Origin of the sequence: Agrobacterium sp. D14, from assembly GCF_001526505.1 — a bacterium.
GTDB classification, from domain to species: Bacteria; Pseudomonadota; Alphaproteobacteria; order Rhizobiales; family Rhizobiaceae; genus Agrobacterium; species Agrobacterium leguminum.
On the sequence record NZ_ASXX01000032.1, the window covers coordinates 346,513 to 362,330 of the forward strand.

General features: G+C 59.5%; 14 protein-coding genes, 1 tRNA gene and 1 pseudogene. 10 read left to right on the plus strand and 6 right to left on the minus strand.

Going from position 1 to position 15,818, the window contains the following annotated elements; translation table 11 throughout:
- Positions 1-5 precede the first annotated feature (5 nt).
- Positions 6-887, plus strand: coding sequence for an AraC family transcriptional regulator (locus L901_RS18530; RefSeq protein WP_020810555.1), 882 nt, complete (start codon positions 6-8; stop codon positions 885-887).
- 130 nt (positions 888-1,017) lie between these two features.
- Positions 1,018-1,410: a PRC-barrel domain-containing protein gene (locus L901_RS18535; protein WP_020810556.1), complete on the plus strand. Its 393-nt coding sequence runs from the start codon at positions 1,018-1,020 to the stop codon at positions 1,408-1,410.
- Positions 1,411-1,503: 93 nt separating this feature from the next.
- On the opposite strand, the gene L901_RS18540 is transcribed toward L901_RS18535, so the two are convergent.
- The 4 genes from L901_RS18540 to L901_RS18550 all read right to left on the minus strand — a co-directional run bounded on the left by L901_RS18540 (position 1,504) and on the right by L901_RS18550 (position 4,169).
- Positions 1,504-1,746 (minus strand): DUF982 domain-containing protein, encoded by a 243-nt coding sequence (locus L901_RS18540; protein ID WP_003519998.1) that lies wholly within the window; start codon positions 1,744-1,746, stop codon positions 1,504-1,506.
- 317 nt (positions 1,747-2,063) lie between these two features.
- A complete protein-coding gene (locus L901_RS26450; RefSeq protein WP_020811433.1) occupies positions 2,064-2,222 on the minus strand; it encodes a YqaE/Pmp3 family membrane protein in 159 nt (52 codons plus the stop codon).
- Positions 2,223-2,994: 772 nt separating this feature from the next.
- A tRNA-Thr gene (locus L901_RS18545) sits at positions 2,995-3,070 on the minus strand.
- Between the two features lie 136 nt (positions 3,071-3,206).
- The gene (locus L901_RS18550) at positions 3,207-4,169 is read right to left on the minus strand and encodes a nitronate monooxygenase family protein (protein WP_059759420.1); all 963 of its coding nucleotides are present in this window, start codon (positions 4,167-4,169) and stop codon (positions 3,207-3,209) included.
- A gap of 255 nt (positions 4,170-4,424) precedes the next feature.
- On the opposite strand from L901_RS18550, the gene L901_RS18555 reads away from it, so the two are divergent.
- A complete protein-coding gene (locus L901_RS18555) occupies positions 4,425-5,570 on the plus strand; it encodes a hypothetical protein (protein ID WP_059759423.1) in 1,146 nt (381 codons plus the stop codon).
- Positions 5,571-5,618: 48 nt separating this feature from the next.
- Here the strand turns inward: L901_RS18555 and ppk2 are convergent, their stop codons facing one another.
- Positions 5,619-6,500, minus strand: coding sequence for a polyphosphate kinase 2 (gene ppk2 / locus L901_RS18560; RefSeq protein ID WP_059759426.1), 882 nt, complete (start codon positions 6,498-6,500; stop codon positions 5,619-5,621).
- Between the two features lie 233 nt (positions 6,501-6,733).
- On the opposite strand from ppk2, the gene phoR reads away from it, so the two are divergent.
- From phoR to phoB, 7 genes and pseudogenes are all read left to right on the plus strand, one after another.
- The gene (phoR, locus tag L901_RS18565; RefSeq protein ID WP_035265064.1) at positions 6,734-8,005 is read left to right on the plus strand and encodes a phosphate regulon sensor histidine kinase PhoR; all 1,272 of its coding nucleotides are present in this window, start codon (positions 6,734-6,736) and stop codon (positions 8,003-8,005) included.
- A 195-nt stretch (positions 8,006-8,200) separates the two neighbouring features.
- On the plus strand, positions 8,201-9,235 hold the full coding sequence (locus tag L901_RS18570; RefSeq protein ID WP_035265067.1) for a substrate-binding domain-containing protein: 1,035 nt from the start codon (positions 8,201-8,203) through the stop codon (positions 9,233-9,235).
- A 263-nt stretch (positions 9,236-9,498) separates the two neighbouring features.
- Positions 9,499-10,983 (plus strand): phosphate ABC transporter permease subunit PstC, encoded by a 1,485-nt coding sequence (gene pstC / locus L901_RS18575; protein WP_003519988.1) that lies wholly within the window; start codon positions 9,499-9,501, stop codon positions 10,981-10,983.
- Positions 10,980-12,302, plus strand: a complete 1,323-nt coding sequence (gene pstA / locus L901_RS18580) for a phosphate ABC transporter permease PstA (RefSeq protein ID WP_003519987.1) — start codon at positions 10,980-10,982, stop codon at positions 12,300-12,302. Before pstC ends, pstA begins: the two co-directional genes overlap by 4 nt.
- A 14-nt stretch (positions 12,303-12,316) precedes the next feature.
- Positions 12,317-13,132, plus strand: a complete 816-nt coding sequence (pstB, locus tag L901_RS18585; protein WP_003519986.1) for a phosphate ABC transporter ATP-binding protein PstB — start codon at positions 12,317-12,319, stop codon at positions 13,130-13,132.
- A 96-nt stretch (positions 13,133-13,228) separates the two neighbouring features.
- Positions 13,229-13,953 (plus strand): annotated as a pseudogene (gene phoU / locus L901_RS18590) (phosphate signaling complex protein PhoU).
- Positions 13,954-13,983: 30 nt separating this feature from the next.
- Positions 13,984-14,667 carry a phosphate regulon transcriptional regulator PhoB gene (phoB, locus tag L901_RS18595; protein WP_003493692.1) on the plus strand — a complete coding sequence of 228 codons (684 nt, stop codon included), beginning with the start codon at positions 13,984-13,986 and terminating at the stop codon, positions 14,665-14,667.
- Positions 14,668-15,048: 381 nt separating this feature from the next.
- Here phoB and L901_RS18605 read toward each other — a convergent pair whose 3' ends face one another.
- The gene (locus tag L901_RS18605; protein ID WP_003519984.1) at positions 15,049-15,582 is read right to left on the minus strand and encodes a GcrA family cell cycle regulator; all 534 of its coding nucleotides are present in this window, start codon (positions 15,580-15,582) and stop codon (positions 15,049-15,051) included.
- Positions 15,583-15,818 lie beyond the last annotated feature (236 nt).

The following is a 15,818-nucleotide window of genomic DNA, read 5'->3' on the forward strand; positions in this document are numbered from 1 at the left end:
AGGCCATGGCTTTCCGCGTGCGGATGGAAAATGAGATCGAGGGCTTTGCCGTCATCGGCGGCCCGCGCTCGCGGGTGTGGAACGGCATCGTCGCCGATCTCTGGGATGTGCGTTGCGCCCCGAAGGCGGGCGGCCGTTATGTCGGCAAGGATCCGCGTTTCGTTTTCCTGCTGGACATGGACGGGACGGATGACGGCCGGTTCATGATGAACCGCTGCCGCCGCGACAATTACGGTTCGTCCAAGGCGAACCGTATTTCCTTCGTGCCTGCCGATCTGGATGTGCATGCCGAACTGAGCAACGTCTCCTTCGTGCGCCACCTCGATCTGCATTTCGATGCGGGATTGCTGGGCGCGCGGCTGGTGCAGGGCTTCGATCCGCACAGCCTGCTCGATCCGCATCTGATGTTCGAGGATGAGCGCCTGCTGGCGCTGGCGCGATTGATTGCCGCCGAATGTGATAATCCCGATCCGCTGCATGACCTTTATGGCGAAAGCCTCGTGCTGGCGCTATTAACGGATTTCCTGAAAGTGAAGCGGGAGCCGGTCAAAAAACGCAGCAAGCTCGCCGCCTGGCAGTTGAGGGCGGCGACGGATTACATCCGCGAACATTGCCTGCGGTCGATCCGGCTGGAGGAACTTGCGGAACTCACCAACCTGTCGCAATCGCATTTCAGCCATGCCTTCAAGGCCTCCACCGGCGTGCCGCCCCACCAATGGCAGATGCAGGCGCGCATCGATCGCGTCAAGGAACTGATGATGCGGACCGACATGGCGCTGACCGACATCGCCATTGCCGCCGGTTTTTCGGATCAGGCGCATTTCTCTCGCGTCTTTCGCAAGATGGTCGGTGTTTCTCCCTCCGTCTGGCAGAAAATCCGCCAATAAAGACGCGTTTTCGTTCCATTCTCCTTCAAAAAAATTCCCGCCGAAGCACCTGAAACGCCGCGGAACGAATTGTCCGTCGAGGGGTTTACCAGACGTGACACAAACGAGGAAAATCAAGGAGGAAAGGCACATGATGCATCAGGAACCCCGCGCCGGACAGGACCCCTATGTCAAGGATACGCCGAGCCTGATCGCCAGCGACAAGGTGGAAGGCACGCGCGTCTACGGCGCCGACAGCAAGCATATCGGCTCGATCCAGCGCATCATTCTGGAAAAGCGCGGCGGGCGCGTGGCCTATGCGGTCTTGAGCTTTGGCGGCTTCCTCGGCATCGGTGACGACTATTATCCGCTGCCCTGGGAAAAGCTGCATTACGACGAAGAACTCGACGGCTACCGCATCGATCTCACCAAGGAAGAGATCGAAAACGCGCCGCACTTCGCCAATCTCGATGATAACGACCTGCTGAACGCCAAGGACCGCAAGGTCTACGATTATTACGGCGTCGCACCCTATTGGATGTAAGGCCAAGGAAAAGCGCTTCCGGCTGTTTGATCACCGAAAGCGTTGCAAATAAAAAAACGGCTCCTTTTCAGGAGCCGTTTTCTTTTGGGTGCGTCAATGCGGGTTTTTCTGCATCTCGGAAACCGCGTCTGTGAAGCACTTACGCGCTTCTTCGGGCGATTTACGTCCGTCAAGGGCGGCACGGCAGGCGCTTCTCGCTCTCACGAAGCTCAATCCGCCAATTTTGGGCCAGCCTTCGGTCAATAATGTCAACGCTTCGAAGGGGCCGGCGATGACACTCTTGCCATTCGCCTCGAGATTGACCTCGACAGGCTCTGTCCATCTCTCGTTCTTCATCGTGCACCTCCCAGAGCAACGCGATCCCGAAATACACCCGACAGCGAAGCAACCCATGAACGCAGTCGTGTGTCACTGCTGCTTAGGATATGCGCAAGCGATCGAATTGACAACGGGGATCAACGGAAGCCGAAAAACGACAGGATCGCCAGAACGATGACGACGAGGCCGACGATGTAGATGATCTGATTCATGATTTTCTCCTTGGCTGGTGTCATCACCATAACGTGAGGGAGAAGACGAGGTTCCAGAAGCCAATGAGAATTTAATCACGTACTAAAATGTTGCGGACGTCCCATCGCCGGTGAGAGCGGATGTCACCTCCGCAGGATCACCCAGATCGCGTGGATAATGCCGGGAACATAACCGCACAGCGTCAGGAGAATATTCAGCCAGAAATGCAGGCCGAGCCCGACCTGAAGAAACACGCCGACGGGCGGAAGGATGATGGCGATCAGGATACGAATGACGTCCACGATGACAGGCTTTCCAGTTGTTTATGACCTGCCGGAGAACGTGTGGTGGGCGGTTTGGTTTCAAGTGACCGTCTTTTACGGTGACTAACAGGCGTCGGGTTTAATTTTCGGAGGCCGCAAAAACACCGCCGCCTTGATAATACAAGGGAAAACACAGACTATCAAAATCTATGATGGGGCTGAGAAAGCCAATCGCTTCGGTCAGTCCGGATAAATTGCCCGACCATTCGGCAATATGACCGGTGCGTTGCGTACATCGCGGCGACCTCCGCTGCTAGGCTCCGTCCGGGGCTGTGGCGGCTGTGGCCGATTGCGCCATTCGCTTACGCTCCGGTCCTGGCCCCGGTCCCTGTCGCGTCGATCCCGCCACTCTCTTCGTTCTCCCCAGTAACGGCGGTCGTAATCCCGGTAGTAGCGGTCGCGATCATAAGATCGATAGTACACACCGGTCGTATAGTAGCCCCCGGTGCGATAGCCGGGATCATCGACGCATCCGGTTAGAACGCCTAGCGACACCAGACAAATTGCTGCGCTCAATAGCTTCATGATTTCTGCTCCCAATAACGGACTCAATCGCGTGATGAAGTCCGCGGTTCCATTGGCGAATACCCTGAGGCAAGCGCTCTTAACCGGACCTGAACAGGCAAGCGGCGGTTCAATTCAGCGGCAAGATAGAGATGTCATATCGAGGGCCATCACGTTGCGACGACGCTCCATAAGGCCGCCCAAGGCAATGATTGGCAATTTTGAAGTTGATTGGGATTTGGGAAAATGGTGCCGCTTACGTGACTCGAACACGTGACCCCGTCATTACGAATGACGTGCTCTACCAACTGAGCTAAAGCGGCCCGATTGTGACCCGTTTGTTGCGGATCAGCTTCATGGCGGGCTGATACAGGCAATGCTGACGGATTTCAAGCCTTGAATGTGCTGGTTTTGAAATTTCCGCAAAAAGCTTTGCCTGTCCATTGTTTACCGGAGCCTTCAGCCTTTCCCGCAGATGCGCTTTTTGGCCGTTTCATATTCATTTGCCAGGCGATCGACGAGCGCCGCCACCGGTTCCACCGCCTTGACGGCGCCGATGCCTTGCCCCGCGCCCCATATGTCTTTCCAGGCCTTGGCGCCGCCGGAGACCGTTTCGAAGTCCATTTTCGAGGGATCGGCTTCGGGCAGATTGTCGGGGTCCATGCCGGAGGCGACGATCGAGCTTTTCAGGTAGTTTCCGTGTACGCCCGTGAAATAGTTGGAATAGACTATATCCTTGGCCTGCGCGTCCACAATCGCCTGCTTGTAGCCTTCGGAAGCGCGCGCTTCCTCGGTGGCGATGAAGGGGGAGCCGATATAGGCCATATCCGCGCCCATGGCCTGCGCCGCGAGAATGGAGCCGCCATTGGCGATGGCGCCGGCCAGCAGCAGCGGGCCGTCGAACCATTCGCGAATTTCCTGAACGAGGGCGAAGGGCGAAAGCGTGCCCGCATGTCCGCCGGCACCCGTCGCCACCGCGATGAGCCCATCCGCGCCCTTGCGAATGGCGGAGCGGGCATGGCGGTCGTTGATGATGTCATGCAGCACGATGCCGCCATAGGAATGCACGGCCGCATTGACTTCCGGCACCGCGCCAAGCGAGGAAATCACCACCGGCACCTTGTATTTCACGCAAAGGCCGAGGTCATGCTCCAGCCGCCGGTTGGACATGTGCACGATCTGGTTGACCGCGAAGGGCGCCGCCGGGCGCTCGGGATTGGCCCGGTTGTGAGCGTCAAGCTCCTCGGTGATCATTGCCAACCACTCGTCGAGCTGGCTTTCGGGCCGCGCATTGAGTGCCGGGAAAGCGCCGATGACGCCGGCCTTGCATTGCGCTAGCGTCAGCTGCGGATGTGAAATGATGAATAGCGGTGATGCTATGACCGGAAGACGCAGATTGTCTTTCAGCACGGACGGTAGCATGTCTCCTCCCACGAATTACGTTTACGCGCACGTAAGTCAATATCGCGTTCAGGAGCAGATTGAAAGCGAAAACAGCGTGGCATTCGCCTCTCGAATCTGCGTTCGTAGCGCCACAATGAATTGATTTTCCCCAAGGCAATCCGGTCTTTATCACAAACGATGCTTGCGGAGGGGCGGTATAGCCGTTACCGAATCGTGAACCCATGGCGCAGCGCCGCATATTTTTTGCAAAGCGCAATAGAACAAGGATCGGTCGTGAGCGGACTGGAAACGGCAATCAGAAATGCTCTGGAAAAATCGGACAGATCGAACGCCGAAGTTCGTGCACGGATTTACCAATCCTCCCGCCAGGCACTGGAAGCGGGCCTGCGCAAGCAGGGCATAGACGATCCGCAGGTGGTGTCCCAGCAGCGCCAGCGGCTTGAAGGCCTGATCCACCAGATCGAGAATGAAGAGCGCAACCGGCTTCTGGACAGGGTGGAGCAGCAATTGCGCCCGCCCGCACCGGAAAGTCCGGCGCAGGACGATCACTCCGTCGACCCCGTTTCGCAGCCGTCCCATCACGGCGATATGGGTGTTGAACCGGAGCTCCGTGGTGAAACGCGCGATGTGCGGCCGGGCGGCGCCGCTGCTCCGGCGCCGCTGAGTGCGGGGCAGCGCAATGGCAAGCCACCGAAGAGAAGCTCCCGCACGGGCGACTCCTCGCTTGCCTTCCGTCCGGAAGGCGCGGTTGGCCGCCGCAAGCACCGGGGGCTTTTCGCCCGGCTTTTCATCTACGTGACGCTTCTGGCCTTTATCGGTTTCGGCGCCTGGTGGGTCTATTCCTCAGGCCTCCTGCTCTCGCCGGAGCAGCGCGATACCAGCGTGCCCAATCCGCCGGCGCAGGTGCAGGCGGAGGATTTCAACGGGACGGAGCCCGCGCCGAGCCTTTCCGCCGGCCGTGGTTTTTCCGACGACTGGGTGGAAGTCTTCAATGCGGAGCGTGGCAGTTCCGGTGTTTCGGCCGGCCCGCGCGCCAATGTCGAAAACATCGCCACACCCGCCGGCAAGGCGATAAAGGTGACCTCGAGAAGTGTCTCGCAGGATGGCGCCGTCAGCGTCGAGGTTCCGGTGGAGGTGATGCGGGATATGGCGGGTAAGTCCTCGACCATTTCGATCACGCTGCAATCCTCCAGCGACCGGCAGACCCAGGTGTCCGTCGCCTGCGATTTCGCGACATTGGGCGATTGCTCCCGCCACCGCTTCACCGCCACGGCCGAGCGCGCGGACATGCTGCTGAACACGACATTCGAACGATCTCTCGCCCCCAATGCGCCGGGCAGGATCTTCATCAACAGCGACATCGATGGCAGCGGCCGCCCGGTCAATCTTTATTCCGTGCGCATTCTGCCGGGCCAGTAAGGGAAAACAGGCGTCTCGAATGGAGGCGCCTGTCAGCGTCTTCCGGTCCTATTTGAGAAAATCCGGCCCCGATCCCAAAATCTTGTCGTCGATTTCGCCGATTGCCTTTTTGTCCTTGCCCTCATAGTCGAGCGCAAGAAGAATGTGACGGATGAGGTTCACTCGCGCGCGGCGCTTGTCGTTGGCGCGCACCACCGTCCACGGGGCGGCGTCGGTGTGGGTCTTTTCCAGCATTTCGTCGCGCTTCTGTGTGTAGTCGTCCCATTTCGTCAGCGCCGCTATGTCCATATCCGAAAGCTTCCAGCATTTCAGCGGGCTGTGGCGGCGGTCATGGAAGCGTTCGATCTGCGTTTCGCGGCCGATGTCGAGCCAGAATTTGAACAGATGAACGTCCTCATGGACCAGCATCTTTTCCAGACGCGGCGTTTCCTTGAGGAAACGCTTGTGTTCTTCCGGTGTGCAGAAACCCATGACCGGCTCTACGCCTGCGCGGTTATACCACGAGCGGTCGAAGAGAACGAATTCGCCGGCGGTCGGAAAATGAGAGATATAGCGCTGGAAATACCATTGGCCGCGTTCGGTTTCCGTCGGTTTGGTCAGCGCCACCACGCGGGCATAGCGTGGGTTGAGATAGGCCCGGGTCGCGAAGATCGCCCCGCCCTTGCCCGCCGCATCGCGGCCCTCGAAAACCGCCATGACCCTTTTGCCGGTGGTCTGCAGCCAGAACTGCACCTTGACCAGCTCCACCTGCAGCGCCTCAAGGGCAGTGTCATAGTCTTCCCGCTTCATCTTCTTGTCGTAGGGAAAATTGCCTGCGGAAAGTTTCTTTTCCTCAACCCAGTCAGGAAGAACCGGATCGTCGATGTCGAAGCTGCGCAGTTTGCCGCCAATGGTGATATCGACTGTCCGCTTCTTCGTTTCTTCGCCCATGGTTTCCTCCGGCTGTTGTTGTGTAAAGGCAACTCGACGCCAATGAGTTCACATCCATTGCCAGAATTCAAGTGAAACAGGACGGCTTGACCGGGGTGCGGCGGCCGCAGCGATTGCGGCGTCGATTTTGCGCATATACGTTGTGGAAAATGCGCGATGATGAATCTCTGTCATGAAGCTGGCCTATGAGATTTCGATGCGCTGTCAGATGAAAGTGGAAAGAGCAGGCTGAAATGGCAGTCATGGAAGGCGATGGTGGATTAAGGCGTTTGGGAAGGAAGCTCGGCCGAAACTGGTTGCCCGTTCTCATCGTCAGCATGCTCGCCATCGTGGCCGTTGCGGAGCTCAACACGCCCTATATGCCCGCCGCCCTGTGGCTTTGCGCCGTCATTGCCATCCTCGCTGCTCGGGAGGGGCCGGCGGCGGCTCCCGCAAAGGACGGCAGCCCGGCTGCGGACGCAGATGAGCAAGAAGTGCCCGGCGAAAGCGTCATTTCCGGCGTAAGGGCGGGCCTCGCGGTTCTGGATACCCCCGTTTTCATTCTCGACAGGAACGCCAGCGTGCTGTTTCAGAACGGCGCGGCCGAGCGCGCCTTCGGCCAGTTGCCCGCCGGGGCGCATATTTCCGCCCGGTTGCGCTCTCCCGGCCTTTTGGATGTCATTCGCGAAACCATCACCACCGGCCAGCCCAACCAGGTCGAACATTCGGAGCGCTTCCCTTCCGAACGGGTCTTCATCGTCCGCATCGCCCGTGCGGATATGGGAGAGGGGGCAGGTCCGCCATTCTACATCCTGTCGTTCCGCGACGTTTCGGAGCTTCGCCGCATCGACCGCATGCGCAGCGACTTCGTCGCCAATGCCAGCCATGAATTGCGCACACCACTCGCCTCGCTGCGCGGTTTCATCGAAACCATGCAGGGGCCGGCGCGCAACGACCCGAAGGCGCAGGAACGTTTCCTCGCCATCATGCTGGATCAGGCAACCCGCATGAGCAGGCTGGTGGACGATCTCATGTCCCTGTCACGGCTGGAATTGCGGGCCAACATCGCGCCCGACCAGAAGGTCGATCTCGTTCCCGTCATCGGCCATGTGCGCGATACCCTGCTGCCGCTTGCCGACGAGCTGGATGTGACCATCACGCTGCACCTGCCCGACCGGCCGGCAGAGGTGCAGGGGGACCGCGACGAGTTGGTGCAGGTATTCCAGAACCTCGTTGAAAATGCTTGCAAATACGGCCAGGAAGGCAAGGTCGTGGATGTCTGGCTGCGGGCCGAACCCGGCAAGCCGGTGGAGGTGAGCGTCATCGACAAGGGGCCGGGTATTCCCGCCGAGCACGTACCGCGCCTGACGGAGCGTTTTTATCGTGTCAGCGTCGCCGACAGCCGCTCGAAAAAGGGCACGGGTCTCGGGCTTGCCATCGTCAAGCACATCCTCACCCGCCACCGCGCCCGCCTCATCATTAAATCGGAATTGGGCAGCGGCACGGACTTCACCGTGAGATTCTGACATAAAATATGCATCTGCTTTTAATGTCGTGGATATTTGTAAATAAAATCAATAATTTAGATTGTCACAAATCTTTCGTCAAAGTGACATAAAAGGATGGGGCTACGGTGGTTAAGAAAAGGTCGCCGAGCGCAAGCTAAGAGCGAGTGTCGCTATCGGCTGCGTCCACAACAAAGCCCACGACGGGAGAGACAAATGAACATCGTTAAATTTTCCGCAGCAGCTCTGGTGGCTTCTGTCGCCTTCGCTGGCGCCGCCGCTGCTCGCGACCAGATCCAGGTTGCCGGTTCCTCCACGGTTCTGCCTTACGCCAAGATCGTTGCCGAGACCTTTGCCGAAACCTTCCCGAACTTCAAGGCTCCGGTTGTTGAGTCCGGCGGCACGGGCGGCGGTCTGAAGGCGTTCTGCTCGGGCGTCGGCGAAGGCACCATCGACATCGCAAACGCTTCGCGCAAGATCAAGAGCGACGAACTGGCCGCCTGTAAGGCTGCTGGCGTTGCCGACGTTCAGGAAGTGAAGATCGGCTACGACGGTATCGTCTTTGCGATGGATTCTTCCAACAAGGACATCAAGCTCGAGCCGAAGGACCTTTACCTCGCTCTCGCCGCTGAGATCGTCAAGGACGGCAAGCTCGTTGCCAACCCCTACAAGAAGTGGTCGGAAATCAACAAGGAACTGCCTGACGTCGCTATCGCCGCTTACATCCCGGGCTCCAAGCACGGCACGCGCGAAGTCTTCGAAGAGAAGATCATGGCTGACGGCTGCAAGGAAGCCGGCGCCACCGACGCCATCAAGAAGATTGTCACCGACGCCAAGCAGGCTGCTGCCAAGTGCGTTGCAGTCCGCAAGGACGGCGCTGCAGTCGACATCGACGGCGACTACACCGAAACGCTCGCCCGTATCGACGCCAACAAGACCGGCCTCGGCGTTTTCGGCCTCGCTTTCTATGAAAACAACGCTGACCGTCTGAAGGTCGCGACCGTTTCGGGCGTCGTTCCGTCCACCGAAACCGTTGCCAGCGGCAAGTACCCGGTTTCCCGCCCGCTGTTCTTCTACGTGAAGAAGGCTCACCTGGGCGTTATCCCGGGCCTTAAGGAATATGTCGAGTTCTTCGTTTCCGACGAGATGATCGGCCCGGATTCCCCGCTCGCCAACTACGGCCTGGTTGCTGCTCCGGACGCAGAGCGCGAAGAAATCCGCTCGAAGTTCTCGGCCGGCTCCACGATGTAATGAAGAAAGAGGGGTGCGGCTTTGCCGTGCCCCTCATTCGGCTTCGCTTGGGCCGTCATCCGCGGTTGACAGTTCCTAACCATCGCCATCCACATGATTGTCGATGGATTACAGATGGATAGGATGTATCAACCTTGACGCTTGCCGGACTATGATACAGTCAGGCGGCAGGCATCATGGGATGGTCCAGCGGTCTCGTTTTGATGACTTTTTGATTTGCCCGATATCGCACCGTGCTCTTGAGGCACGCCGAGGGAACTCTAATGAACACATCGATCCTTTTGCTGATACTGGCGCTCATCGGCATCGGCAGCTATCTGCTCGGCAGCCGCCGTGCCGTTGCCCTGTCTGGCGGTCGCCCCTCCAGCATGCATTCCCGTGCCGGTTATCACGGTTCCTACGCGGTCGTCTGGGCGGTGCTGCCCGCGGCGTTCATTCTCTGTGCCTGGCTCATTGTCAGCCCATTGCTCGTCACCTCGGCGGTGCGCGGTAGTTTCCCCGAGGATGTCCGGGCGCAATCCGAAGCGCAGCAGAGCCTGACCTACGGTATGGTGACCTCCATCGCCCGTGGCCTCCAGCGGCTGACGCCGGAGGAAACCGCGCAGGTCGAGGCGGACACGGCTGCGGTCCGGCCGCTTCTGGCATCGAAGGGTGTTGCAATCGCCGGCGATCCCGAGCGGTTCATGGTCGATGCCGCCCACACGCTCAACAGCATGACCTCCACCAGCCGTATCGCGATGATCGCCGTCGTGCTGCTGGCCGCGCTCGGCGGCGGCGCCTATGCGCTGCGTGCAATCGCGCCGCGTTTCCGGGCGCGCAACCAGGTCGAGAAAGTCATTCTCGCGGCCCTGCTCGTCGCCTCGTCCATCGCCATCCTCACGACCATCGGCATCGTCCTTTCGATGCTGACCGAGGCGATCCAGTTTTTCACCATGGTTCCGGCGCACCAGTTCTTCTTCGGAACGGTATGGGATCCGCGTTTTGCGGCGGCAGGCGCCACCGACTCCTCCGGCCAGTTCGGCCTGATCCCGCTGCTCGCCGGCACGCTTTATATCGGCCTGGTCGCCATGCTGGTTGCGGTTCCGGTCGGTCTCTTCTCGGCGATTTATATGGCGGAATATGCCTCGCCGCGCTTCCGCTCCATGGCAAAGCCGCTGCTTGAAGTGCTCGCCGGCATTCCCACCATCGTTTACGGCTTCTTCGCGCTCACGACGGTCGGTCCTTTCCTCAGAGACATTTCCACGCAGATCAACGGTCTGGCGACGGGCAACTACGCCAACTTCATCCAGGCGCAGAGCGTCATCACCGCCGGCTTCGTCATGGGCATCATGCTGATCCCCTATGTGTCGTCGCTGTCGGACGATATCATCACCGCCGTGCCGCGCTCGCTGCGTGACGGTTCGCTCGGCCTTGGCGCCACGCGCTCCGAGACGATCAAGAGGGTCATTATTCCGGCCGCTCTTCCGGGCATCGTCGGTGCGGTGCTGATGACGGCGTCGCGCGCCATCGGCGAAACCATGATCGTGGTTCTTGCGGCCGGTGTTGCTGCCCGCCTGCAGCTCAATCCCTTCGAACCCATGACCACGGTGACGGTCAAGATCGTCAGCCAGCTCACCGGCGACCTTGAATTCACCTCGCCGCAGACGCTGGTTGCCTTTGCACTCGGCATCACGCTTTTCGCCATCACGCTTTGCCTGAATATCTACGCGCTTTACATCGTGCGCAAATACCGGGAGCAATATGAATGACCGACATCGTCTCTCCCGCAGCCGGCGCGAGCGCCGTCAACAAGGCCACGCGCCGTGATATCGGCATCAAGCGCCGCTATGCCGCCGAACGCCGCTTCCGTGCCTACGGCATGGCAGCGATTTCCTTCGGCCTCATCTTCCTCTTCCTGCTGCTTTTCTCGGTGGTTTCCAAGGGTTACACCGCTTTCCAGCAGACGATGATCACCGTTCCGGTCGAATTTTCCGAACAGATCATCGATCCGAAGAATGAGCGCGCCACCAATCCCACAAAGCTGATGACGGCCAATTATCCCGTCATCGCCCGCGATGCGGTCGCCAAGGTCCTTGGCGTTGCGCCGACTGACCGCGCCGGTCTTCGCGCCGTCAACCTGCTGATCTCCGACAGCGTGCGCACGCAGCTTCGCGACATCGTCGTTGCCGATCCCGCCGTTATCGGCACCACACGCACCGTCACGCTGCTGGCGTCGGGCGATGTCGACAGTGCTTTCAAGGGCCAGGTCGACCTGACGGCGGATGAGGCCAATCGCCGTATCTCGAACCAGCAGCTCGGCTGGATGAACCAGCTTGCCGAAAGCGGCCAGCTCGGCAAACATTTCAATACCGGCATCTTCGTCAACGGCGCGTCGAGCCGTCCGGAAGCGGCAGGTGTGGGTGTGGCGCTGATCGGCTCCTTCTACATGATGCTGATCGTGCTGGTGCTGTCATTGCCGATTGGCGTCGCGGCCTCCATCTATCTCGAGGAATTCGCCCCGAAGAACCGTCTGACGGATCTTATCGAGGTGAATATCAACAATCTCGCGGCCGTTCCTTCGATTGTCTACGGTCTGCTCGGCCTCTCGGTCTTCATCAACTTCATGGGCTTTCCGCGCTCGGCCTCGCTGGTCGGCGGTCTTGTCCTGACGCTGATGACCCTGCCGACGATCATCATCGCGACGCGCGCTGCCCTGAAGGCCGTGCCGCCGTCTATCCGCGCCGCCGCCCTCGGTCTCGGCGCTTCCAAGATGCAGACGATCTTCCACCATGTGCTGCCGCTCGCCATGCCCGGCATTCTGACCGGCACCATCATCGGTCTCGCCCACGCGCTGGGCGAAACGGCGCCGCTGCTCTTGATCGGCATGGTGGCATTCGTTGCGAATTACCCGACAACGCCGATGGATCCGTCCACGGCCCTGCCGGTGCAGATTTACATGTGGGCGAACGAAGCCGAGCGCGCCTTTGTCGAAAGGACATCCGGCGCTATCATCATCCTGCTTCTGTTCCTCATCGTCATGAATGTTGGCGCAATCCTGTTGCGTCGCCGCTTCGAACGGCGCTGGTAGAGGGAGCTTGAGCAATGAACATGTTGTCGGAAGCAGCAGTTGAAAAGGCGCTGGACAAGAAAATGAATGAAGTCTCATACAAGATGATCGGCAAGGACGTTTCGGTTTATTACGGCGAAAAGCGCGCGCTTTACGACGTGAACCTCAACGTTCGGGAAAATACGGTGACCGCGCTTATCGGCCCGTCCGGCTGCGGCAAATCCACCTTCCTGCGTACCCTGAACCGTATGAACGACACGATCGACGGTTGCCGGGTCACCGGCAAGATCACGCTCGACACCGACGATATCTACGATCAGGCGATTGACGTCGTGGAATTGCGCGCCCGTGTCGGCATGGTGTTCCAGAAGCCGAACCCCTTCCCGAAGTCGATCTACGAAAACATTTCCTACGGTCCGCGCATCCATGGTCTCGCCCGCAACAAGGCGGATATGGACCAGATCGTCGAGCAGAGCCTGCAGAAGGCGGGTCTCTGGAACGAGGTTAAGGATCGTCTGCACGAATCCGGCACCGGTCTTTCCGGCGGTCAGCAGCAGCGTCTGTGCATCGCACGCGCAGTTGCCGTCAGCCCGGAAGTGATCCTGATGGACGAGCCCTGCTCGGCTCTCGACCCTATCGCGACCGCAAAGGTCGAAGAATTGATCCACGAGCTGCGCACCAATTACACCATCGTCATCGTCACGCACTCCATGCAGCAGGCGGCGCGTGTTTCCCAGCGCACGGCCATGTTCCATCTTGGTCATCTTGTCGAGGAAAACGAAACCGACAAGATGTTCACCAATCCGGACGACCAGCGCACGCAGGATTACATCATGGGCCGCTTCGGCTGATCCCGGCCGGCGCTTTATCGAAACCGAACAAGACTGGTGCTTCTGCCGTGCCCGCTTCCGGGTACGCGCATGCAGGCCAAGCCGGAGGACTAGACCATGACACAGACAACGACCCATTCGCACATCGTTTCCGTTTATGACGATGAATTGAAGTTTCTGACGCGCCGCATCGCCGAAATGGGCGGTCTTGCGGAGCAGATGTGCGCCGATGCCGTGCGTGCGCTCGTCAATTCCGATGCCGCGCTCGCCCAGAAGGTCATTTCCGACGATGCGATCCTCGACCACGCCGAGCGCGAGATCGGCGACAAGGCCATCGTCACCATCGCCAAACGCCAGCCTATGGCGGCAGACCTTCGCGAGATTATCGGCACCCTGCGTATTGCCGCCGACCTTGAGCGCGTCGGCGACCTTGGCAAGAACACCGCCAAGCGCGTCATCGCGGTTGCCGGCACCGGCGTGCCGCGCAAGCTTGCCCGTGGCATCGAGCATCTGTCGGAACTGGCGCTGGTGCAGCTCAAGGAAGTGCTGGACGTCTATTCCACGCGTTCCGCCGAGAAGGCCAATGCCATTCGCGAGCGCGACGAGGAAATCGACGCCATGTACACGTCGCTCTTCCGTGAGCTTTTGACCTACATGATGGAAGATCCGCGCAACATCACCACCTGCACGCATCTTCTGTTCTGCGCCAAGAACATCGAGCGTATCGCGACCACGCCACCAATATCGCCGAAACGATCTATTACATGACCACCGGCAGCCAGCCGGAAGGCGAGCGTCCGAAGGACGATAGTTCCAACACCCTCGGTTCGGTGACCGAGTAACAGACAGGCAGCGGCTTGCGGAGTTAGTATATGGTGCCCAAGATTGCAGTTGTGGAAGACGAGGAAGCGCTGAGCGTCCTGCTTCGTTACAATCTCGAGGCTGAGGGATATGACGTCGACACGATACCCCGTGGAGACGAGGCAGAAATCAGGCTGCAGGAACGTATTCCGGACCTTCTTATCCTGGATTGGATGCTTCCCGGCGTTTCCGGTATCGAACTGTGCCGTCGGCTCAGGATGCGGCCGGAAACCGAGCGCCTGCCCATCATCATGCTGACGGCGCGCGGCGAGGAAAGCGAAAGGGTTCGCGGTCTTGCCACAGGTGCCGACGATTATGTCGTCAAGCCGTTTTCGACACCGGAACTCATGGCCCGCGTCAAGGCGATGCTGCGCCGGGCCCGCCCCGAGGTTCTGTCTTCGGTGCTGAAATGCGGGGATATCGAACTGGATCGCGAGACCCATCGCGTTCACCGCAAGAGCCGCGAAGTGCGCCTCGGCCCGACGGAATTCCGCCTGCTGGAATTCCTGATGACCTCTCCCGGCCGGGTGTTTTCCCGCTCGCAATTGCTGGATGGTGTGTGGGGTCACGATATCTATGTGGATGAGCGCACCGTCGACGTGCATGTCGGACGCCTGCGCAAGGCGCTCAATTTTTCGCATATGCAGGATGTCATCCGCACCGTGCGCGGTGCCGGATATTCAATGGAAGCCTGAGAAAACCGAAACCGATGGTTTCACCTGGGATAAATTCCCCAAAATCAGAAGGCCCGATACCGGAGCGGTGTCGGGCCTTTCGATTTTGAACCTTCCGCAAACGCGTATCCTTGTTCTTTTGAAGGTGACAGACGGTCTGCTGAAAGCCGGATTGCGCGGTGAAACCTGAAAGGAGGAAGGGCGCGGCGCGTCGCCGACAAATTCAGAGCACTTGCCGCAAGGGCGCATCGCGGTTTTACATCCGGAGAATGCGCGAGAACAGGGATGGGGAGCGCCTCTTAGACAGCGTGCGCTCTATTCCGGAACCACCTTGAGTTTTGCCATAAAAAAAACGGGCCCGAAGGCCCGTAGTTTTTGAGTGTCGAATGCGTGCCGCAACACTCAAGCCTTGCGACGCTCGCTTACCGGCTGGTAGGCGAGCTTTGCATGGAACTTGCAATAGGGCGAAGATTCCAGTGCTTCACAACCGCAGAAATGAAAATCATCCTTCAGCGGATCGCCGACCGGCCACTTGCAGGTGCGCTCCGTCAGTTCCGTCAGCGTCAGGCGGCGGGAAATCGGTGTCACGACATTTTTGGAGGGAACGTAATCGAGAACTTCGGCGGTCTCGATATCGATCTCCTCGTGCAGCGCCGTTGCCGCGCTCGAACGGTTCAGGGCGCGTGCAGGCGCTGCGCTGACGCGGGTCGCGAAATTCGTCGCGCGCGGGGCAGGGGCGGCGGTGCGCTTGGGCGCGGAACGCGCCGACGTGACCGGGCCGCCGGCCTTCACGCGTCCCGGCAGGTTGAGGCGATGGACCTTGCCGATGACGGCATTGCGGCTTACACCGCCCAGCTGTGCTGCTATCTGGCTGGCGCTAAGCCCCTCGGACCACAATTTCTTGAGTTTTTCGACCCGTTCGTCTGTCCAGTTCATGCCGCTTCTCCGCTCGTCGCGTATAATGTCGGCAGAATCCCTCTCCGCCTCGCGGGCGTGCCGCGAGCGTGGTTTCTGCCTGATTTTTGGTGACTAGTTCCGCCGCAATGCAGTCTAGTAATTAGCGATTAACCTAGTGCCACGCAGACTCCGTGGCAAGAGTCGTGGGAATCATCTCGAATCGATTTTCCGGTTTTCCCCAACTTGCTGGCGAGTTGAGTCTGAAAGGCAACACC